Here is a 22702-nt window from a genome sequence, read left to right on the forward strand (position 1 = left end):
TTGTATTTATTTAATGTATTGAAAATTAGCTTCTAAAGTTTTATCAGAACTTCCTCCAATAAATACTTTAAAATCACCTGCTTCAGCTTCCCAACGATTATTAGCAGTGTAAAACTCGATTAATTTTTCATCAATTGTAAAAATAATGGTTTTGGTTTCAAAAGGTTTTAATTCAACCAATTCAAAACCTTTTAGCTCTTTCACAGGACGTGTTAAACTTCCTATTAAATCACGAATATACAATTGAACAACTTCTTTTCCAGCTACATTACTATTATTTTTTAAAACTACAGATACTTGAATAGTTCCATTTTTTGACAAGGAATTTGAGGATAACATTAAATTAGAATATTCAAATTTTGAATAACTTAAACCATGACCAAAAGCAAACAAAGGCGTATTTTTTTCATCTATATAATGTGACCAAAAAACACTTTCTGGTTCATTCATAGTAGGTCTGCCAGTATTTTTATAATTGTAATAAATTGGAACTTGACCAATATCTCTAGGGAAAGTCATGGGTAATTTACCACTCGGATTATAATCGCCATACAGTACTTGTGCAATAGCATTTCCGCTTTGAGTTCCTAAATGCCAAGCTTCTACTATTGCAGGAATATTTTCAGCAGCCCACGGAATTGCTAATGGTCTTCCATTATTTAAAACTAAAACTATATTCTTATTTACTTTATATACCACTTCTAATAATTCTTTTTGCACACCAGGCAGTCCTATATCGGTACGGCTTCTACCCTCACCCGATTGTAAGCCATGTTCTCCTAAAACCATTACAACCACATCTGCTTTTTTAGCTATTTCAATTGCCTCAGCAAAACCTGATTTATCAGTAGTATTTATCTTGGTTTCCCACATAAATTGGGCTCTACCAACGGCAACATCAGCTCCTTTTGCGTACATTAATTGATTGTTTGGATATTTCTGCATGCCCTCTAAAACAGAGATAGCTGTATTATCATCGGCACCAATTCTCCAACTCCCTAATGGACTTGTTTTATCATTAGCTAAAGCACCTATCAGCGCAATTTTTTGACCCGATTTTTTTAGAGGTAATAAATTTGAATCGTTCTTTAATAAAACAATCGATTTTTTAGCTACATCTAAAACTCCTTCATGAAATTCAGGTTTACCAACAGTAGCTTTTTCGTGTGCTTCATCGCAATATTTATAAGGATTATCAAATAAACCTAATTCAAATTTAACTTTAATGATTCGCCTTGCAGCATCATTGATGGTCGATTCGCTTACCTTTCCTTCTCTTACTAAAGTACTTAAATGCTCTACGTATGCATATGATTCCATATCCATATCTGAACCAGCATTAATAGCAATTTCAGCTGCTTGTTTACTGTCTTTAGCAAAGCCATGAGGAATCATTTCGTTAATAGAACCCCAGTCAGAAACAATCAATCCATCAAATTTCCAATCTCCTTTAAGAAGATTGCGTTGTAAGTATTTATTACCTGTTGCTGGAATTCCATTTAATTCATTAAAAGAATTCATAAAAGTTCTTACGCCTGCATCAACCGAAGCTTTAAATGGTGGCAAAACAACATTATGAAGTATTTCATCACTAACTATGACAGTATTGTAATCTCTTCCCGCTTCAGCAAAACCATATCCAGCAAAATGTTTAGCGCAAGCCAAAATATTCTTATTGGATGACAAGTCGCCTTGGAAACCTTTTATTCTTGCGATAGCAATTTTACTTCCTAAAAATGGATCTTCTCCTGCTCCTTCCATTGATCTTCCCCAACGTGCATCGCGAGAAATATCAACCATTGGTGCAAAAGTCCAATTAATTCCAACTGCTCCAGATTCTTCTGCAGCTATTTCAGCTGATTTTTGAATAGCTTCTAAATCCCAACTCGCTGCCTCTGCTAATGGAATTGGACTGATAGTTTTATAGCCATGTATTACGTCAAATCCAAAAATTAATGGAATACCGAGACGCGTTTGCTCCACCGCAATTTTTTGCAGAGCATAAACATCTTTAACTCCTTTTACATTAAGCATCGAACCAACTAATCCCTTCTTTAAATCTTCATATTTTTTGGCAGCTTGACCCTCTTTAGGAACTGGTCCTGTTACATCCCAAAAACCATTATATTGATTTAACTGACCTATTTTCTCTTCTAATGTCATTAATTTCATTACTGAATCTACTTTCTTATCAATAGAATCATACTCTTTTGAAACTAATATTTTTTTAGGAGAATTACAGGCCAAGGAAAACAATAGTATTAATACAAAACTGTATTTTATATGTTTGTTCTTCATTATTAAAATTTCTGAGGTATAAATAAAGTAACAAGAAAGTATTGATACCTTCTTGTTACTAAACAAACTAAATGAATGAAAAAAAATTATTGATAAACTCTTACATAATCAACTTCCATAGAAGATTGTGTGAAAGCAGGATCTATAGCGCCTCCAAATGTTCCCCCCATAGCAACATTTAGTATTATAAAAAAGTTGCTATTAAAAGGTAATGAATTATTGTTAGCAATTGAATGGAACAAAACATCATCTACATAAAACTTAATTGAAGTAGGACTCCAAATAGTTTTGTAAACATGAAACTGAGTAGAAGCACCCGTAATTGTTGTTGTGTTAGTTCTTCCATTTCCTCCTGAATTTCCAGGATAATGTAGTGTTGCATGAATAACATTGGGAATATTACCTTTATGTTCCATAATATCGATTTCACCACAAGCAGGCCATGTGTTTGTCGCATAATTTTCACCTAACATCCAAATAGCTGGCCATGTACCACCACCCGATGGCAATTTTGCTCTTACTTCTACTTTACCATAAGCAAATTCAAATTTATTTTCTGATTTCAAACGAGCCGAAGTGTAGTTTGAACCACTAAAACTTTCTGCTTTAGCTGTAATTTTTAAATTACCTCCTTGCACTACAGCATTTGAAGCACTATTGGTATAATATTGAGATTCTGCATTACCCCAGCCTCCAGCGCCAAGATCATAACCCCAATTTGCCGAATTTGGAGCACCGTCTACATTAAATTCATCAGACCAAACTAGATTTGTATAATCTGTAATTGGATCTTGAACTGGTTGAATTGTTGTAAATGTATGGTACCATGCTAATGCTGGATTACCTCCCATTACAGCACGAACAACCATTCTATTTTCAGTAATTGAAAGAATTTCATAAGAACTTTGCCCAATATAATATCCCATGAAACCATTGTCAGAGAAATTCATCATCGTTCCTCTTGTTTGATTAGGAACACCATTTGCTACAACTACTGATTCTGAAGGACTCAACGAAACTGTTTTCACACCTGAGGTATCATAATTATAACAAAAATCATAACCTGCACTTCCTCCTGCTACACTCTGAAATGCAGCATTAAAAAATGTTTGCCCACCATTATCTAATTCATATTTTAAAATATTACCATCTAATGAGAATTTTAAAACATTTTCATACAAACAACTACTTTCTGAACTAGCAGCTTTTTCCCAAGGAGCAGCTTGATAATAAAACCCATAATAGTTCTGTGTTGCATCTGAATTATTAGGTCCAACACCTAAGTGCCCTGGTTCTGAAGCCGACCAATACCAATTTTTTTGAGAACCTCCCGTAAGAAACTGAATAGCCTCTGCATCAGTAAAATCACTTCTTACCTCTATATTAATTGTTGTATTCGTTGTAACCCCTCCTCTTCCAGAAGCTATAATTGTTACAGTATATTGATTAGTTCCTGTTTGAGTAAAACGTTTTTCAAGAATTCCACTTGGAGCATTTTGAGAAGAACCATCACTAAATATATATTTATACGAAATGGCATTATCTGCAGTAGAAGTAAATGTAACAATTCCTGAGCCATCTCCATATGGATTGGTATTATCTTGACCTTGAATTACAACATCAACGGTTAGATTTGTTGGAGCGCTTAAATCGCCAAACGATTTATCGTCTTCTTGACAGCTAATCGCTAAAAAAAGAGATAAAAATGCTATTGAACTTTTTATAATTTTATTCATTTTAGTATTTTTTTAGTTAGACAATTTAATATCATCAAAATAGTAAGTAGTACCCGTACCAGCATTACCAAAATTGAAAAACACAACAACTCTTTGGTAATTGTTTGAGTTTACAATTCCAGTAAAATCATAGGTTAATTCTTCCCAACCGTTTGCAACCGTAGTTGTTACATCTAATTCAGTATTTATTGAGGAATTAGTTAAATTCTCTAATTTTAATTTAACTACGATACCCGCTTGTGGCGACCAAACTTTCATTTTAATTTTTTGCATAGTAGCAAAATTGATAGGATTACCTAACTCAATGAAAGAACCTGCCCAAACTTGAGAGCCATTTGTTTTTAAAAGTTGTCCAACTTTTGAACTTGTATTAATTCCAGTAGCATCAGGATTATTAACTACAGAGGCAACAGCTCCACCAAAATCAGTAAAGGTGTAAGTTAAGGTATTTGACTCAAATGTTAGTGGTAAATCAACTACAGCAGCACCAGAAGTTAATTCAATGTCATCAAAATAATAATTCAAACCTGTTCCATTATTTCCAAAATTGAAAAATAAAACTACTCTTTGATAATTATTGGCATTATTGACACCTGTGAAATCGAAAATTAATTCTTCCCAAGCATTAGCCGTTGTGTTTGTTACATCAACTTCTGTATTTATATTAGGATTAGCTAAATTCTCTAATTTCATTTTTACTACAATTCCTGATTGAGGCGACCATGCTTTTATTTTTATTTTCTGCAATGATGAAAAATCTATTGGTGCACCTAATTCAATAAAAGAACCTGCCCAAACTTCAGCTCCATTGTTTTTTGTTAAACGAGCTACTTTTGTACTACCATTTCCTGCACTAACATCTGGGTTTAATACCACACTAGTGTTAGCTCCACCAAAATTTGTAAAAGCATAATTTAAAGTAGATGATTCAAAAGTTACAGGTAATAAAACAGGATTTGTTATAGTAACATTTTGCTGAAAATCAGTTGTTGCTGCACCTCCACTTAAAGCAACGACTCTAACAGTGTAAGTTCCAACAGATGCATAAGTGTGAGTAATTGTTTCTCCTTGCATAAAATCCACTGGAATTTGATTTGGATCTTCGCCAAAATAAACTTGAAAATACGTTTCTAAATCAGCTGTAGCTTGAACAGAAATTGACATATTGTCACCTGGAACTGGTGAAATAGTTACATCAAGGTTAGTAGGTGGTAAAAAAGAAACCGTTAATTCTTGTGTTACTTCAGATTTCTCTCCATTGATTGCCATTCCTACAATTCTGACTTGATAAACCCCTTCGGCATAAGTATGAATTACCGACGCACCAGGATTTACAATACCTGGTTCAGTAGTACCATCACCATAATATATTTCATATTGAGTAACTCCTTCACCTCTTGGTATGATCGTAACTTTTCCCGAATTATCTTGTTTTATTGTCATCAATGCAGACAGGTTTGTTGGTGCATTTACAGCATCAAGACTCACGCTATCATCTTCATTTGTACATCCTATAAAAAAGGATAATACAAAAAGACTAATAATTAATTTAAAATTCTTCATATAGCTATTTTTTAATAGTTAGTATTTTGTTGCCAATTTCCGTTTGAAAACTGAATTTCTTCAAAAGGAATTGGGAAAACTTCATTTTTATTTGGTGTAAATCCTGTGATAGCTGATGCCGCTCTATTGGTTCTAACCAAATCAAAGAAACGATGACCTTCTCCCATTAATTCTAAACGTCTTTCTGCTAAAATAAAATCTGTTAATGCTGGTCCTGAAGCTGAAATATCATGATTTGTATCGCCAAAAGCTCTTCTTCTTACTTGATTAAGATAAGTTCTCGCTTTTGCATCATCAATACCACCTCTATTAAAAGCTTCAGCAGCCATTAAAAGTACATCCGCATAACGAATTGCTCTGTAATTATTTGGATTCGTTAAATTTTGATCTCCAAGATTAGCATCACCTTGTCTTGGTAAATATTTTCTATTGAAAAACCCAGTATGTTTATAACCTCTACCATAACTAGCTCCAGTTGACAAAGCCCAAGCTTCAATATCTAAAATGGCAACATCTCTTCTATTATCACCTACTTCATAAGCATCATAAGCATCTTGAGTAGGAACATTAAAGCTGTAACCCGAATCAAACAACGGTCCAGAATAATTTCTTACTCCATTAAATCCTACGGCAACGTTACCTTCACTACATTGAAGACAACCAAAACCAGCGCCTTCTGCATCTGAATATTGTACTTCGAAAACAGATTCTAATCCGTTTTCACCTGAATTTTCAAAAATTGAATTGTAATTTGAAACCAATGAATAATTACCATCTTCAATTAAATCTTCTAAAACATTAGAAGCATCAACAAATTTTTCTTGATATAGATATGCTTTACCTAATAAAGCTTGTGCTGCACCTTTTGTTGCTCTTCCAGTTTGAGGAGCTGTAGGACTTAAATTATTTATGGCATAAATTAAATCTGACTCAATTACGGCATAAACTTCTGCAACAGAAGACCTTGGAATCGTTTTTTCATCTCCAAGTTTAAATCGTGCATCACCTTTTAATGGAATACCACCGAACCATTTTACTAATTCGAAATGATAATAAGCTCTTAAAAATCTTGCTTCTGCTATTATTTGTTCTTTTCCTTCAAAGTCTGTTTTGTCTTTAAATTCAAGAATATAATTTGCTCTATTAACACCAGCAAACATCCAATTCCAAATGTCTTTTATGTTGCTATTAATTGGAGTATGAGTCATTTCATCTACTTGTTGAAAGCCAATTACATCATTTGCACTTTCACCACCAGATAAAGTATTGTCAGAAGCAATTTCTCCTAATAATACGTTAACATATGAAGATTGAAGCATATCGTAGGCTGCAATTAAAGCTTTGTTATAATCTTCTTCAGAATTAAAATAATTTTCCGAATCGATTGAATAAACAGGATCTCTATCTACAAAGCTATCTGTACAAGAAACAAATGCTAATGTTAAAATAAGAACTGCTATGCTTGATTTTAATATATACTTTTTCATTTTATACTTTTTTAAAAATTAGCATTAATACCAAAAATAAATGTTCTTGCAGCAGGATAAAATCCGTAGTCGATTCCACCGCCAATTGGAGCACCACTAGTTGCTGCTGGATCAAAACCTCTATATTTAGTGAATGTGTAAACATTATTAACAGTTGAATAAAGTCGAATTTTACTTACTTTTATTTTTTCTGTTACTTTAGATGGTAGCGTGTAACCTAATTGGATGTTTTGAATTCTAAGAAATGAAGCATCTTCAACATAATAATCTGAAAAAACGTTATTGTTTGTAGCTGCAGTAGTAACTCTTGGAACAGTATTACTTGTACCTTCGCCTGTCCATCTATCTAAAACATAATTCAAACGATTCAAATCTGATAATGATCTTTCATAATTTCTTACCATATCGTTTCCTAAAGATGCATAAGAATAAGATGAGAAATCAAAATTTTTATAGCTTAGAGTAAAATTGAAACCCATCGTAAAATCGGCAATTGGATCTCCAATATTTGTTCTATCATCACTATTAATTACACCATCATTATTTAAATCTTTAAAACGAATATCTCCAGGAGCTGTTGCTGCTCCTAAAGCTGCTTGAGAAGGATGTGCATCAATTTCTGCTTGGTTTTGAAATATACCATCTGTTTTGTAACCATAGAAATAACCTATTGGCTGTCCAACTTGCATTCTTGAAGGAGCTAATTGACCTACACCAAAAGCACCACCTTCTAAAAATCCTGTGCTATTATTAACAGCTAAAACTTCATTGTTAATAGATGTAATATTATAACCTAATTTAAATTTCAAATTATCATTTAGATTTTCTTCGTAATCAATAGCAAATTCAAATCCTTTGTTTTGAACAGAACCCGCATTGATTGTTGGAGAACCAGATCCAGGTGCAAAAACTCCACTAATACCTGAAACTGGAATGTTTCCTATTAATAAGTTATCTCTCCTGTCTATAAAATAATCAGTGGTAATGTTTACTTTGTTTGAAAACATTTTTAAATCTAATCCGATATCAAATTTTTTAGCTTCTTCCCATTTTAATTTTGGATTTGGAAGCACTCCAATTGCAATACCATTAACCAAACTTCCGTTAAAAACATAAGTACCTTCACCACTTAAAGACCCCACATAACCATTGTTTCTTATCTGGTCATTTCCTAAAACACCATAACTAGCTCTTAATTTTAAAAAGTTTAATGTTTTATTTTCTTTAAAGAAACTTTCATCAGAAACTATCCAACCTGTTGTAAAAGAAGGAAAAATGGCTACTCTGTTATCAGGTCCAAATTTTGTTGATAAGTCTCGTCTTATAGCCGCACTTAATAAATATTTTCCTTTGAAAGCGTACTCTAAAAAGCCAAAAAAGGATAATCTTCTTTCATCATAAACATATGAACTAACGTCTCTACCTCCATCTGGACTAGTACCAGTAGCTAAACTAATATCAGCATTTGACCAAGAATTGTTTGGAACATCATAACCTGTTGCAAATAAACCTGAACCATATTCCTTATAAACAGTGGTTCCTAAAGTTCCTTTTATTTTGTGATTTTCAGCAATTACTTTATTGTATTCTCCAAAAAAATCAAATGTATAACTGTTATCATTTATTTTATTTTGAGAAACACTACTTCTTGTTACATCAAATACTTTTCCACCATAGGATACCTGTTTAGCAAATGATTTCCCATCACTATTTGAAGTATTAAAACCCATTCGAGAAACTAATTTTAGATCTTTGAATATATCGTAATCTAACCTTACATTTCCATTAAACTTCTTTAATTTATAATCATTGTATGTGTTTTCAAGTTGGGCTAAAGGATTTATTACTTCTATTCCATAACCAGGAGAACTAGGTACAAGAGTGAAATTATTACTTGAATCATAAACTGATAAAGTAGCTGGAGTGTTAATCGCATTAAAAAGAACAGAACCTAATCCACTATCATTAAATGCATCACGGTCAATATAAGTATAAATTATATTTGTGCTAAACTTAAGTTTATCTGACAAATCTGCATTTAAACCCAAACGAGCCGTGTTACGTTTAAAATCGGCTTTATCTTTACCAATTATACCTTGTTGATATAAATCTGATGCACTGAAAATATATGTTATTTTTTCAGAACCACCAGAAAAACTAAATTCATTACTTGTTATTGGAGTTTGATTAAAAATTTTATCTTGCCAATCTGTTCCCTTGCCCAATCCGCTTACATTTGGGTAAGGTAATGCTTGACCACCATTTGCATAACTTTCATTTAACAATAACGCATATTCAGTTGCATCTAACAAATTAAGTTTTTTTGTAGTTTCTTGAAATCCGGTATACCCTGTATAACTTACCTTAGTTTTTGAGTTTTTCTTTCCAGATTTTGTTGTAACCACAACAACACCGTTTGCTCCTAAAGTACCATAAATGGCTGCTTGTGCATCTTTTAAAACAGTAATTGACTCGATATCATCTGGATTTAAAATGCTTAAATCTCCTTGGTAACCATCAATAATTACATAAGGTCCATTAACACCATTGGTAGCAATACCACGGATTCTAATGTCTAAAGCGGCACCTGGAGCTCCTGATTGCTGTGTTACAACAACACCTGAAACTGTTCCTTGAAGGGCTTGTTCCACTTTAACAGGCTTTAAATCCTGAATGGTTTTGGAAGAAATAACGGTTACAGCTCCCGTAATGTCTCTTTTTTTCTGAGAAGAATACCCCAACACAACAACTTCTTGCAATCCTTTGGTCTCTTCTTCTAGTTTAATAAGAATATTAGTGTTTTCGGTTACAACATATTCATATGTTTTAAATCCGATGTAACTAAAAACAACTATTTCTCCTTTAGAAACATTTGAAAATTTAAAATTCCCATCAAAATCTGAAATAGTTCCGTTTTGTGAATGTTTTAAAAAAATACTAACTCCAGCTAAAGGTTCGCCAGTGTTTGCATCTTTAACTACTCCTATCAAATCAATAGTTTGGGAAAATACAATTGATGACATTAATAAGAGTGAGAGTAATAATAGTTTAGATCTCATAATTTATTTATTTTTTGGTATCATAAAAATAAAAGTATAGTTGCTAATAAAATTCAAATTAGCCTCAACAAAAAACATACATGATAAAAAAAACACTAATAATTTTAATATTTAACAAAAATTACTAGTGTTTATAAGAATTATACAATTAAAGATTTAATAGAATTTTCAATTAAAATCTATAACGAAAACGTTTTTGTATAGGTTATGTATAGGTAAATAAGCTAAATGTTGTATGCTTAAAAAGCTAAAATATACTCGACAAGTCCTTGCTCATGAGGTAAATCCATTTTTTTACGTAAACGATATCGTTTTATTTCAACACTTCTTACAGAAATATTTAACAGTGGAGCTATTTCTTTTGAAGATAAATTTAATCTTAGGTAAGCACAAAGTCTTAAATCATTTGGTGTTAAAGAGGGATGTAATTGCTTTACTTTTTTCAAAAAATCTTTATCAGCATTATCAAATGCTTCTTTAAAAACATTCCAAGTATCTTCATTAGAAATATTCTTATTTATAGTTGTAATAACTGATTTAATACTTTTATTTGTGTTTTCCTCAGCTGTTTTCTTAAGGTCTTCTTTAATTAAAGATAACAATTCATTCTTTTTAATTAAACTCATTGTTGAAACAGCTAACTCTTTATTTTTATTATTAACATCATTTGATAATTGCTCATTTTTTAACTTCATCAATTGCTGTTCACTTTCTAAAGCAGCAATTTCTAATAATAAATTATTTTCTTCTATTAACTTTTGCTCTTTGGCTTGATAATACTTCTTATACGTTTTATGAATGTACATAGCTAAAATAATACCCAAAACAAAGTAGAATAATATAGCAAAATTAGTAGCATACCATGGCTTAAGAATTACAAAACTATAGCTTGCAATATTTTCAGGCTTTGAATTGGCAATTTTTGCTCTTACTTTAAAAACATATTTACCTGGTGGTAGATTTTTAAAATTTGCTGAAGTTTTGGCAGACCATTCCGTCCAATCTTTTTGTAAACCTTCTAAAATGTATTGAAATTCAGCATTAATGTATTTGTTATACTCTGGAACAGTATAATTAATTATAATATTATTTTCATCATATTTAAATTCTCCAGATTCTTTAACTGAGCAATTAATTAACTTTTCATCCAGTTTATTAATAGTAATGTTTGTAACAGAAACACTATAATTTTTAAAAATCAAATCATTAATATTGATTGTATAGTAACCATCTGTTGTGCCTATTAAATAAATCGAATTTGATAATTGAGTTATATTTTCATAACCCAACATCGAATTTCGTAAAGATGCAGGAATTGGAATTGAATTCTCTTTCAATTGATTACTTAATTTACTTAAAGTAAAATAGTAAATGTAATTTTTAGAAAACAACCACAACTTATTAGATTTATCTACAATCATCTTACCCGATGTAAATTCATCATTTTGAAAAACTGAGCTTAAGACAGAATCCTTTTGGAATATTTTATTCTTCTCATTTAATTGAAAAATGCCATCCTTGAGTGAGTAATAAATTTTTCCATTGAATTTTTTTAAACAAGCATTTTTACCTTTTGTTGGAGATTTATAAGTATAAAGTTTATCTGCCTTATTGAATTCTTTATTCAACTGAAAACGAAAAACGCCTTTGTATTCATGACTTACATACACTTCATAAGAATTTGTTATTTCAAAGTATTTAGACGAATAATCAAAACCTGAAATCTTATTTTTAAACTTCCATTGGTTATTTGTCTTTTGTAAAACTGAAATACCATAATAGTTACCTTGTAATAACAAATCATTTCTTCCAGGAACCACTTCAAACTTCCATGTACCTGAAGCCGAAAAAATAGAATTAGCTATGCCATTATTTATAATAAAAGTTCCTGAGTCATGACCACAAAATAAGGTTCCATTTTGTTCAAATATCGACCAAACTTGGCCTTTTGTTCCATTAATAAACTGAAATGAATCATCAGAATTAAATTTTTTAAAAAACAATCCTTGATTGGTTCCAATATAGATAAAATTATTATGTAAAAGTGAGGTATAAACGGTACCTAGAATACCAGTGTCATCAGAAAAACTTTTTACAGGAGATAGTAAATTGATACAATTAATACCATTATCTAATCCCAACCATAAATTTTTATCAATGTCTTCGAATAATGACAAGGCAGTATTATTACTTAAACCTTTATTTTGAGTAATATGATACTTAAGTTTGCCCTCAGCAGTGATAATAAAAATTCCGTTTGAAACTGTTCCAATTGCGAAACCTTTATCCGAAAGTTGTTGAGCACTATATACACTACTAGATATTAATTGAGAATCAACCTCTGTTTTAAATGGAGTAAAAATACCATTAACATATTTAAAAAATCCATTAGATTGTGTTTGAAACAACAATCCTTCATCATTTGAAAAAACTTCAACTATTTTATTATTTAAAATTAAAGCACTTCCTGAAATTAATTTACTCTTTCCATTTTCAATTTCAAACAACCCTTCATTTGCAACTTGAAAATAAATCGAATTATTTGTTTGAAAAGCTTTTAAAACATTGTTTTTAGGTGTAATTATAGTAAATTTTCCTGTTTTTGAATCGTAAATATAAATCTGATTTAACGATTGAAAAATGATCCATTGTTCATGGTTCAAAATATTCCAAAATTGCTCATCATCAACAATTTTATTCTTAATTATATTACTTAATGAGTGATATTTTAATTGGTTATTAGCTTCACGACTCCAATAACCAAACTCCATATAACAACCCGTATATATCTTATCTCCAACTACTTTAACAGATCGAATAATGGTTTCGTTAGGAGAAGGATATAGATTCCAATTAGAACCATTAAATTCTAATAAACCTTCATTATTAGCAAAAAATATAAATTGATTTTTATCTTGAGAAATCATCCAATTTTGATTTCCTGCGTTATAAATACTTGAAGAATATTTTACGATTGGAGGTAGCTCTTGTGCTATACATAATAAGCTTGAAATAAAGACTAAAACGGTAAGTAAAGCTTTTTGTAAAATTGAATTCATTTATTAGTAAATATTAATAACAATCATAAATATATAGATAAAAAATAGAAAAATAAAATAAGATAAAATAAAAAGTAAATTTCAAATGGAACGTGCTTTAATTAATAGCTTAACTAATTATTGTTTTGTATGTAAATGGAACTATAAAACTAAATTTAACATAGATAAACTAATTTAAAATGACTTTACAATACGAAAATAATAATAGAATTATTTGATTTATTAATCTTGTAAAAAATCTTAATTCATATCTTTGCAAATCTTTTAAAAACAACGATGACACAACCTGATTTTTCTACCTTAGAACCTAAAAAAAACATTCTAATTAAAGGAGCTCAATTGCACAACCTTAAAAATTTAGATGTTGCTATACCTAGAAATAAATTAGTAGTTATTACTGGACTTTCCGGTTCTGGTAAGTCAAGCTTGGCATTTGACACCTTGTATGCTGAAGGACAACGCAGATATGTTGAAAGTTTATCGTCATACGCACGTCAGTTTTTAGGAAGATTAGACAAACCTAAGGTGGAATACATAAAAGGAATTGCACCTGCGATTGCCATAGAACAAAAAGTAAATACCAGCAATGCGCGTTCTACGGTTGGGACTTCTACCGAAATCTACGATTATTTAAAGCTTCTTTTTGCCAGAATTGGAAAAACTTACTCGCCTATTTCCGGTAAAGAAGTTAAAAAAGATACGGTTTCTGATGTAATTAACGACATTAAAGAATTCACTTTAGATAGCAAATGGTTACTTCTTGCTCCCATTCATTTAGAAGACGGAAGAGCTTTAGAAGATAAACTAAAAGTGCTGTTACAACAAGGTTTCGCTCGTATTTTAGTAGATAATGAAATGTTGCGTTTGGATACTATCGAACAACATCAATTAGATAATAAAGACATTCTTCTGATTGTTGACCGAATTGTAGTTAAAGACGAAGAAGAATTCTACAATAGATTAGCAGATGCTGTTCAAACAGCATTTTATGAAGGAAAAGGAATTTGTTATTTACAAGAAGTTGATACACAAAAACGTTTAGAATTCAGTTCCAATTTTGAACTAGATGGCATTACTTTTTTAGAACCTAATATTCACTTATTCAGTTTCAACAATCCTTACGGAGCTTGTCCAACCTGCGAAGGCTACGGAAGTGTTATTGGAATTGATGAAGATTTAGTGATTCCCAATACCGCTTTATCCGTTTATGAAAATGCTGTATTTCCTTGGAGAGGCGAAAGTATGGGATGGTATCGCGACCAATTGGTAAACAATGCTTATAAATTTGATTTTCCTATTCATAAACCTTTTTTCGAACTTTCTGACGAACAAAAACAACTGATTTGGGATGGAAATTCGTATTTTACTGGATTACATGATTTCTTTTCGGAATTAGAAGAGAAAAACTATAAAATTCAAAACCGAGTTTTACTTTCGAGATATCGAGGAAAAACAAAATGTACTACTTGTAAAGGTAAACGATTACGCTACGAAGCAAATTTCATTAAAGTTGGCGGAAAAACAATTTCGGATTTGGTTGACTTACCAATTGTAAACTTAATCGAATTCTTCAAAAAATTAGATTTAAACGAATACGATGCTAAAGTCGCGAAACGTTTGTTAATAGAAATCAACAATCGTTTAGACTTTTTATTCAATGTGGGATTGAGTTATTTGACGTTAAATCGTAACTCTAATTCGCTTTCGGGTGGTGAATCGCAACGTATTAACTTAGCGACTTCGTTAGGAAGTAGTTTAGTTGGTTCGATGTACATTTTAGATGAACCAAGTATCGGTTTACATCCAAAAGATACCGAAAGATTAATCGAAGTTTTAAAAGATTTACGTGATTTGGGCAACACTGTAATAGTAGTTGAACACGACGAAGACATCATGAAAGCTGCCGATATGATTATCGATATTGGTCCAGAAGCAGGAACTCATGGGGGTGAATTAGTAGCTCAAGGAACGTATGATGAAATTCTGAAAGCTGATTCACTTACTGCAAAATATCTGAATGGAAAAGAAGAAATTTCGGTTCCAAAAACCAGAAGAAAATTCAAAAATCATATTGAAGTTATTGGAGCAAGAGAAAATAACTTGAAAAATGAAAATTTCACCTTCCCGTTAGAATGTTTAACCGTGATTACAGGTGTTTCGGGAAGTGGAAAAAGTACGTTGGTGAAGAAAATTCTGTTTCCAGCCATTCAAAAGAAATTAGAAGGTGTTGGTGAAAAAACAGGTCAATTTACTGAATTAGCCGGAAGTTTTTCACACATCAAACATATCGAATACGTAGACCAAAATCCGATTGGAAGAAGTTCGCGTTCGAATCCTGTTACCTATATTAAAGCTTACGATGATATTCGTGATTTATTTGCCAAACAAAACGTTTCCAAACTACGAAATTATCAAGCAAAACATTTCTCTTTCAACGTAGATGGAGGAAGATGTGAAGTGTGTAAAGGAGATGGAGAAGTAACTATCGAAATGCAATTCATGGCGGATGTTCATTTAGAATGTGAAGCTTGTAACGGAAAACGTTTCAAAAAAGAAGTGTTAGAAGTTACCTTCGAAAACAAAAACATTGATGATATTTTAAAAATGACCATCGATGAAGCTTTGTTATTCTTTACTGAACAAAAACAGACAAAAATCACGCAAAAACTACAGCCTTTGCAAGACGTTGGTTTAGGCTATGTACAATTAGGACAGTCTTCTTCTACCCTTTCTGGTGGCGAGGCGCAACGTATTAAATTGGCTTCCTTTTTAGTCAAAGGAACTATAAAAGATAAAGCATTGTTCGTATTTGATGAACCTACAACAGGTTTGCATTTTCACGACATCAAAAAATTATTAGCTTCGTTTGATGCCTTATTGGAAAAAGGACACTCGATTATTGTAATTGAACACAATTTAGATTTAATCAAATGTGCCGATTATATTTTAGATATTGGTCCAGAAGGTGGTGAAAATGGAGGAAAATTAGTAGCTTTTGGAACACCAGAAGAAGTAGCTAAAAATAAAAACTCTGTTACAGGAAAATATTTAAAAGAAAAACTATAAATGATAAACCCATCTGCAAATGGTTGGATTGACAAATTTTTTGCTGAAAACAATGACAATTTCATTGATTTTCAAGGCAATATTTTGTCTTTTTATGAAGATTGTAGAGCAACCGGATTTATTTATGGTTATGTGGTACATTACCAGCTTAAAAATCAAATTAATACCACAAAATGGTCGTATGATGAAGTGACGAAAGTTGGGTTTTTAAATACGCTTTTTTCGTTATATCGTATCGAAAAATCAAACGGTACGAAAGAGGATTTCATAAATTCGGTTTACCAATTTTATAAAATCATTCAGCCTGAAAACCTGAATTTCATCAAAAAATTACTTCCAGAAGGAACACACAGTTCACGATTGGAAAAAATTATAGATGACCGAATCCAAACGAATAATAATACGATTAGCAAGAATTTCTCGCACATCATTACCAATGCGCTTTTATTTATTGATGTTTTGGCATTCGAACATTTTTTAAAAAATGAAACGTTACCATCCGATTACCTAAAAAATATAGAATCCGATTGTATTAAAATTGTTTCGTTAGCTTTAAAAATTAAAGAGCGAAAATCAAAATACGATGAATTATTGGTGAAATTGTTTGAAAATTCGATTCGTTATACTAAATTCAATACTATTGAAAATATCGAATTATCGGAAATCAAATTGATGCGTCATACTTCGTTATTAGAAAAGTTATATTTATTAGATATTGCTCAAATGGCACTTTGGAGCGATGAAAAATTGGAATCTAATGAAGACAATTTCTTAAAACTTTTGAGTTCGGAATTAGATTTAAACGCAGATTTACTTGAAAAAAGTATAAAAGAAATTAATGCTTTCATTGATACATACAAATCAGAAATTCCATTTTTTAACTATTCGAATCCGATAAAACATTTTTACGATCAAGCCAATAAAAATGTAACTAAGCTAATCATTCGCAACAAAGACCGATTAACCAAAGAAATCAAAGAAAGTGGCGAATTAATGCAGCTTTTAGCCAAATCCACCACAAAAGATTTGAGCAAAGAAGAAAAAAAGAAAGTAAAAAAACAGTTGCTTGATATCTGTAAAACAGTGCCATCATTAACTATCTTTTTACTTCCTGGTGGTGGCTTGTTATTGCCTATTTTAATAAAATTTATCCCTCAGTTATTGCCTTCGGCGTTTAATGAGAATTTGGATGATTAAAACTTCAACTGGTACACATCATCCAAATCCTTATCACAACTAAAATTTACTCCTAAATCGGTAACATAGCCATCGTTAAGTCCATAAACCCAACCATGTAAGGATAATTCTTGACCGTTTTTCCATGCATTTTGAACAATAGATGTTTTGGCTAAATCCATTACTTGTTCTTTCACGTTGATTTCAACAAATTTATTGAAACGTTCTTTTTCATCGGTAATCGCATCTAATTCTTCATGGTGAAAACGATATACATCTTTAATATGACGAATCCAATTATCAATAATCCCAATAGAATTATTTCCCATTGCGGCTTTAACACCACCACAACCATAATGTCCACAAACAATTACATGTTTTACTTTTAAAGCATTTACAGCGTAATCTAAAACACTTAACATGTTCATATCGGTATGTAAAACCATGTTGGCAATATTTCGATGCACAAAAACTTCTCCAGGTTCAGCACCAATAATTTCATTAGCAGGAACACGACTGTCAGAACAACCAATCCATAATAATGGAGGTTCTTGTCCTTCAGCCAAATTTTTAAAATAATTTGGACTAATAGCCAATTTATCTTGCACCCACTTTTTGTTGTTATCTAATATTTTCTTATAAAAATCGCTCATTATCATAATCTATGTGGTATCAAATATAAAACAAAAAAGCCATCAACACTATGTGAATTTGAAGTGAAATGATGACTTTTAAATTATCGATTTATTTTTTTAACCCTAACGAAGTGCTGCCACTGTAAAATCAGGATTTAATTCATCTTTAATAAACATCACATCGTCGTAGAAAGTTACTAAACCTGTTTCAATATCATGCATGGCACCAACAATACCTATTTCACCATTTTCAACCATTTGTTCTAAAACAAAACTGCGTTCGATGATGTTTTTCACATTTCGTTTTACATTGATTTCTGATACATTTTCAACAAAATCAGAATTAGAAGAACTTCTATTCTCTGAAATTGTACTCTCCTCATAAACAGCGGGTTGTATTTTAGATAGTAATTCCGTTAGGTTTCCTAATTTAACATGGTCGCAAGCCCCTTTTACTGCACCACATTTACTATGACCTAAAACCACAATTAATTTAGAACCAGCAACTTTACAAGCAAATTCCATACTTCCTAAGATATCCGTATTTACAATATTTCCGGCAATTCTAACCGAAAAAATATCGCCTAATCCTTGGTCAAAAATTAACTCTGCTGAAGTTCTACTATCAATACAACTTAAAATCGTAGCAAATGGCCATTGACCATCACGAGTTTCGTTTACTTGTTCTAATAAATCTCTATGAGCCTTTAAATTATTAATAAAACGATCATTTCCTTCTTGTAAAAACTGTAAAGCTTTACGAGGAGTCATTTGCGCCTGAGTTTCTTTATTATGTGCTTTCATAGTTGTTGTGTTATTTTATTTCTTCTTTTGAATCTTTAATTTTTATGTGTTTGAATTCTGTATTTTCTAAGTCATATTGCTCTTTAAAACCTTTCAATGTTAAATCGATTTCTTTATCATCTGCCTTTACATTTCTAAAATCTTTAATTAATTCAACAACATCAAAATCGATGTATTTGGTGTTTGAAGCATCAATAATTAACTTCGAACCTTTTGGAATACTTGCTAAAGTATTTTTAATCGCTGCCTTATTTAAAAACGAAACTTCTTGCGCTAATTTAATAGTAATAACATCACCATCATGAAAAGATTCTTTCTTGAATGAATAGGCTATTTTTAAGTTTTGATACAAAATAAAAATAATACTCACTGCTAATCCGATACCAACTCCTTTCAATAAATCAATACGAACCACCGCAATAACGGTAACCACAAAAGGAATAAATTGAGTATAACCATTATTCCATAAATGTACAAAAACACTTGGTTTTGCCAATTTATAACCAACCATCAATAAAACCGCTGCTAAAGCTGCTAATGGGATTTTATTTAAAATAAACGGAATAGAAAGTGCAAAAGTGAATAAAAGAAATCCATGAAAAATAGTAGATAATTTAGTTCTTCCACCAGAATTAATATTAGCAGAAGAACGAACAACTACTGAAGTCATAGGTAATCCTCCTAACAATCCACTTAATAAATTTCCAATTCCTTGCGCTTTTAATTCGCGATTCGTATCGGTGAATCGTTTGTATGGATCTAATTTATCTGTTGCTTCAATACACAATAAAGTTTCAATTGATGCCACCACAGCTATAGTAACTGCTACTATCCAAACCTTTACATTAGTTAATTCGGTAAAATCAGGTAAAGCGAATCCATTTTTAATTTCTTCAAAAGAGGGAAGATTTACTAGATGATTTTGGGTAATAATCGCTAAACTTGAACCTGATTGAATAAAAAACTCATTCAATAATATACTTACCACCACAACTACCAAAGCTCCAGGAATAACTTTTATTTTTTTCAAAGCAGGAACTTTTTCCCAAGTAATCAAAATGGCTAATGATAATAAAGCGATAATTAAAGCTCCTGTGTGTATGTAATTTATTGATTCTATTAACGTATCAAATGTAGAATGACCCGATTTTTCTATGTAGAAAAAATCACCCTCGTTATCTACATCGTGACCAAAAGCATGTGGAATCTGTTTTAGGATAATAATAATTCCTATGGCGGCTAACATTCCCTCAATTACACTTGTGGGAAAATAATTAGAAAAACTTCCAGCTCTTAAAAAACCTAATAGAATTTGTATTATTCCAGCTAAAATTACAGCAACCAAAAAAATATCAAAACTTCCTAAATCAGTAATAGCTGTTAAAACAATCGCCGTTAAACCTGCTGCTGGACCTGTAACACTCAAAGCAGAATTACTTAAAAAACCAACTAACACACCTCCAATCACCCCAGAAACAATACCAGAAAACAAAGGAGCTCCAGAGGCCAGTGCAATACCTAAACATAAGGGTAATGCAATTAAAAATACAACAAGACCAGATGCAAGATCTCCTCTTATATTAGAAAAAATAGAATGACTATTCATAGAATTATATAATACATTAATACTTTAACACCCCAAAAAACTAAAGAATGTTTAGAAGAAAAACTATATTATAAATTATTTGGAGGAGGAGAAAAAATTTGATGGGCTAAATTATCAAAACTCAAATCATACTTTAAAAGTACGTTAAAGGCTACTAACTTGACTGATGAAAAATTTATAATTAAAAAATTGCTAGTGGGTACTGATTTAATTTCATTAAATGGCGCATGATTTTCTTCCTCTTCACATGTACTATAAAAATACGACGTATCCACTTTATTATCTATCATCCCAATAATTGTTGGGGTAGATAAAAAAGTAATAAATAAAAATAAAACTATGCTAACCATTAATTTCATATTGCGAATATACTATTTTCAAATTATAATTAATCTTATTTTAGTATAAAAACCAATTTGAAAATTAACATTGCTAAATTTCCTCTTCCATCCAAGCTTTTAACATCCAATTTGTTTTTTCTTGTTCAGCAATAAAATCGCTCATCATCGAATTTGTTCCTTCATCATTTATAGCATTCGATTTAGTCAAAATTGCTCTTTCTATTTGTAATAAAACAGACAATGAATCTAATATTAATTGAATGGCTTCTACATCTTTCGAAATTCCTTTTCCAACTTTTAATTTACTATTTGCCATATAATCTGAAAAAGTGTGCAAAGGTGTTCCTCCCAAAGTTAACACTCGTTCGGCTATCAAATCAATTTTAATTTGACTATCATTATATAATTCTTCAAATTTTAAATGCAAATCAAAAAAACGTTTTCCTTTAATGTTCCAATGTAATCCTCTCAAATTTTGATAGTATATTTGAAAGTTAGATAACAATCCATTCAATTCTGTTACTAATTCCTCTGATTGTTCTTTTGGTAATCCTAAACTATTTAATTTCATAATTCTTAATTTATATATCCAAAATTAAAATTTTAAGGTTTTATTATCAATAAATTTAATTGATAGTTTTTATATTTGCATCAAATTTATCAATAATGACAATTACACAACTATATTACGTTTTGGCGGTTGCCGAATACAAAAATTTTACTTTAGCTGCTGAAAAATGTTTCGTTACTCAACCTACATTAAGTATGCAAATACAAAAACTAGAAGATGAATTGGATATTTTAATTTTTGATCGAAGTAAAAAACCAATTTTATTAACTGAAGTTGGGGAGAAAATCGTCAATCAAGCTAAGAATATTGTTAACGAAGCAGGAAGAATAAAAGACATCGTTGACCAACAAAAAGGTTACATTGGTGGCGAATTTAAAGTGGGAATTATTCCAACGGTTATGCCAACTCTACTTCCTATGTTCTTAAATAATTTTATTAAAAAATATCCAAAAGTCAATTTGATTATTGAAGAACAAACAACTGAGGAAATTATTAAAAAATTAAAGAATGGCCATTTAGATTGTGCTATTGCTGCAACTCCTTTGGAGGAAGAAAATCTAAAAGAGATTGTTTTATATTACGAGCCTTTTGTAGCCTATGTACCATCAAATCATCCATCAATTGATAAAAAAGAAATTGAAATTGCTGATTTAGACCTTGATAAAATTCTACTTTTACAAGATGGACATTGTTTTAGAAATGGTATTCTAAATTTATGTAAAAACAATAAATACATTACAGACAGTCATTTTCAATTAGAAAGTGGAAGCTTTGAAACCCTTATTAAATTAGCAGATGAAGGCTTAGGCACTACACTACTCCCTTATTTACATACTTTAGATTTGAATGAAAAAAGTAAAACAAAACTAAAACCATTTAAAGATCCTAAACCTGCTCGAGAAGTAAGTTTGATTTATCCTAAAAATGAATTAAAAATTCATATCATTAATGCTTTACGCGATACTATCGCTGGCGTTGTTCGTGGAGCTATTGCTTTTAGTGATGTTGAGATTATCAGTCCAAAAACAAAATAAATTTCAATTTATAGCATAAAAAAAGTCCCGAGGTTATCGGGACTTATATTTTTTAGTTGATATAAATTAAACATTGTCTTAATTCAGGCTTTTCTTCGGTAAACTGTAAAAGCCACTCTCTTAATTGATCAATTTCGTAAGGAAGCAATATTCGGACTGCTTTTTCTAATTCTTTACAAAATAGTTTTGCATCAAAACTCACTCGCTCCAAGATTGATTTGGTGTAAGAAAACATAGGTCTGGGCATAACTTTTCTAGTTAAATGGT

Annotated in this window: 15 protein-coding genes; 3 read left to right on the forward strand and 12 right to left on the reverse strand. The window is 31.0% G+C overall.

Translation table 11 applies throughout. The annotated features are described in order from the left end of the window. Nucleotides 1–6: 6 nt before the first annotated feature. From bglX to IM755_RS08655, 6 genes are all read right to left on the reverse strand, one after another. Entirely contained in the window at nt 7–2298 is a 2292-nt protein-coding gene (gene bglX / locus IM755_RS08630) for a beta-glucosidase BglX (protein WP_194095807.1), read from the reverse strand. 86 nt (nt 2299–2384) lie between these two features. Then, entirely contained in the window at nt 2385–4034 is a 1650-nt protein-coding gene (locus IM755_RS08635; RefSeq protein ID WP_194095809.1) for a glycoside hydrolase family 16 protein, read from the reverse strand. Nucleotides 4035–4046: 12 nt separating this feature from the next. Next, nucleotides 4047–5597, reverse strand: a complete 1551-nt coding sequence (locus tag IM755_RS08640; RefSeq protein WP_194095811.1) for a hypothetical protein — start codon at nt 5595–5597, stop codon at nt 4047–4049. Between the two features lie 11 nt (nt 5598–5608). Beyond that, on the reverse strand, nt 5609–7084 hold the full coding sequence (locus IM755_RS08645) for a RagB/SusD family nutrient uptake outer membrane protein (protein ID WP_194095814.1): 1476 nt from the start codon (nt 7082–7084) through the stop codon (nt 5609–5611). Nucleotides 7085–7095: 11 nt separating this feature from the next. Continuing rightward, nucleotides 7096–10143, reverse strand: coding sequence for a SusC/RagA family TonB-linked outer membrane protein (locus tag IM755_RS08650; protein ID WP_194095816.1), 3048 nt, complete (start codon nt 10141–10143; stop codon nt 7096–7098). A 239-nt stretch (nt 10144–10382) separates the two neighbouring features. Further along, nucleotides 10383–13202 (reverse strand): helix-turn-helix and ligand-binding sensor domain-containing protein, encoded by a 2820-nt coding sequence (locus IM755_RS08655; RefSeq protein WP_194095818.1) that lies wholly within the window; start codon nt 13200–13202, stop codon nt 10383–10385. Nucleotides 13203–13478: 276 nt separating this feature from the next. Between IM755_RS08655 and uvrA the strand changes: the two genes are divergently transcribed. Continuing rightward, nucleotides 13479–16268 (forward strand): excinuclease ABC subunit UvrA, encoded by a 2790-nt coding sequence (gene uvrA, locus IM755_RS08660; protein WP_194095820.1) that lies wholly within the window; start codon nt 13479–13481, stop codon nt 16266–16268. Beyond that, nucleotides 16269–17465 (forward strand): LETM1-related biofilm-associated protein, encoded by a 1197-nt coding sequence (locus tag IM755_RS08665; RefSeq protein WP_194095822.1) that lies wholly within the window; start codon nt 16269–16271, stop codon nt 17463–17465. It abuts the gene before it with no gap. On the opposite strand, the gene can is transcribed toward IM755_RS08665, so the two are convergent. The 5 genes from can to IM755_RS08690 all read right to left on the reverse strand — a co-directional run bounded on the left by can (nt 17462) and on the right by IM755_RS08690 (nt 21401). Next, on the reverse strand, nt 17462–18097 hold the full coding sequence (gene can / locus IM755_RS08670) for a carbonate dehydratase (protein WP_194095824.1): 636 nt from the start codon (nt 18095–18097) through the stop codon (nt 17462–17464). The two genes, IM755_RS08665 and can, sit on opposite strands and share 4 nt — an antisense overlap. Before the next feature lie 105 nt (nt 18098–18202). After that, nucleotides 18203–18883, reverse strand: coding sequence for a carbonic anhydrase family protein (locus tag IM755_RS08675; protein ID WP_194095826.1), 681 nt, complete (start codon nt 18881–18883; stop codon nt 18203–18205). A gap of 10 nt (nt 18884–18893) precedes the next feature. Beyond that, nucleotides 18894–20489, reverse strand: a complete 1596-nt coding sequence (locus tag IM755_RS08680; RefSeq protein WP_194095828.1) for a SulP family inorganic anion transporter — start codon at nt 20487–20489, stop codon at nt 18894–18896. A gap of 68 nt (nt 20490–20557) precedes the next feature. Then, a complete protein-coding gene (locus IM755_RS08685) occupies nt 20558–20848 on the reverse strand; it encodes a hypothetical protein (protein ID WP_194095830.1) in 291 nt (96 codons plus the stop codon). A 73-nt stretch (nt 20849–20921) separates the two neighbouring features. Then, a complete protein-coding gene (locus IM755_RS08690; protein ID WP_194095833.1) occupies nt 20922–21401 on the reverse strand; it encodes a Dps family protein in 480 nt (159 codons plus the stop codon). Between the two features lie 95 nt (nt 21402–21496). Here IM755_RS08690 and IM755_RS08695 point away from each other — a divergent pair, with 95 nt between their 5' ends. Then, a complete protein-coding gene (locus IM755_RS08695) occupies nt 21497–22435 on the forward strand; it encodes a LysR substrate-binding domain-containing protein (RefSeq protein ID WP_194095835.1) in 939 nt (312 codons plus the stop codon). A gap of 52 nt (nt 22436–22487) precedes the next feature. Here IM755_RS08695 and IM755_RS08700 read toward each other — a convergent pair whose 3' ends face one another. Further along, nucleotides 22488–22682 carry a hypothetical protein gene (locus tag IM755_RS08700; protein ID WP_111565666.1) on the reverse strand — a complete coding sequence of 65 codons (195 nt, stop codon included), beginning with the start codon at nt 22680–22682 and terminating at the stop codon, nt 22488–22490. Nucleotides 22683–22702 lie beyond the last annotated feature (20 nt).

It is taken from the genome of Flavobacterium proteolyticum (genome assembly GCF_015223105.1).
Lineage (GTDB): Bacteria > Bacteroidota > Bacteroidia > Flavobacteriales > Flavobacteriaceae > Flavobacterium > Flavobacterium proteolyticum.

Bases quoted from the DNA above. Each gene is read 5' to 3' on its own strand.
- bglX (WP_194095807.1), bottom strand. From the start codon at position 2,298: ATGAAGAACAAACATATAAAATACAGTTTTGTATTAATACTATTGTTT.
- IM755_RS08635 (WP_194095809.1), bottom strand. From the start codon at position 4,034: ATGAATAAAATTATAAAAAGTTCAATAGCATTTTTATCTCTTTTTTTA.
- IM755_RS08640 (WP_194095811.1), bottom strand. From the start codon at position 5,597: ATGAAGAATTTTAAATTAATTATTAGTCTTTTTGTATTATCCTTTTTT.
- IM755_RS08645 (WP_194095814.1), bottom strand. From the start codon at position 7,084: ATGAAAAAGTATATATTAAAATCAAGCATAGCAGTTCTTATTTTAACA.
- IM755_RS08650 (WP_194095816.1), bottom strand. From the start codon at position 10,143: ATGAGATCTAAACTATTATTACTCTCACTCTTATTAATGTCATCAATT.
- IM755_RS08655 (WP_194095818.1), bottom strand. From the start codon at position 13,202: ATGAATTCAATTTTACAAAAAGCTTTACTTACCGTTTTAGTCTTTATT.
- uvrA (WP_194095820.1), top strand. From the start codon at position 13,479: ATGACACAACCTGATTTTTCTACCTTAGAACCTAAAAAAAACATTCTA.
- IM755_RS08665 (WP_194095822.1), top strand. From the start codon at position 16,269: ATGATAAACCCATCTGCAAATGGTTGGATTGACAAATTTTTTGCTGAA.
- can (WP_194095824.1), bottom strand. From the start codon at position 18,097: ATGAGCGATTTTTATAAGAAAATATTAGATAACAACAAAAAGTGGGTG.
- IM755_RS08675 (WP_194095826.1), bottom strand. From the start codon at position 18,883: ATGAAAGCACATAATAAAGAAACTCAGGCGCAAATGACTCCTCGTAAA.
- IM755_RS08680 (WP_194095828.1), bottom strand. From the start codon at position 20,489: ATGAATAGTCATTCTATTTTTTCTAATATAAGAGGAGATCTTGCATCT.
- IM755_RS08685 (WP_194095830.1), bottom strand. From the start codon at position 20,848: ATGAAATTAATGGTTAGCATAGTTTTATTTTTATTTATTACTTTTTTA.
- IM755_RS08690 (WP_194095833.1), bottom strand. From the start codon at position 21,401: ATGAAATTAAATAGTTTAGGATTACCAAAAGAACAATCAGAGGAATTA.
- IM755_RS08695 (WP_194095835.1), top strand. From the start codon at position 21,497: ATGACAATTACACAACTATATTACGTTTTGGCGGTTGCCGAATACAAA.
- IM755_RS08700 (WP_111565666.1), bottom strand. From the start codon at position 22,682: ATGCCCAGACCTATGTTTTCTTACACCAAATCAATCTTGGAGCGAGTG.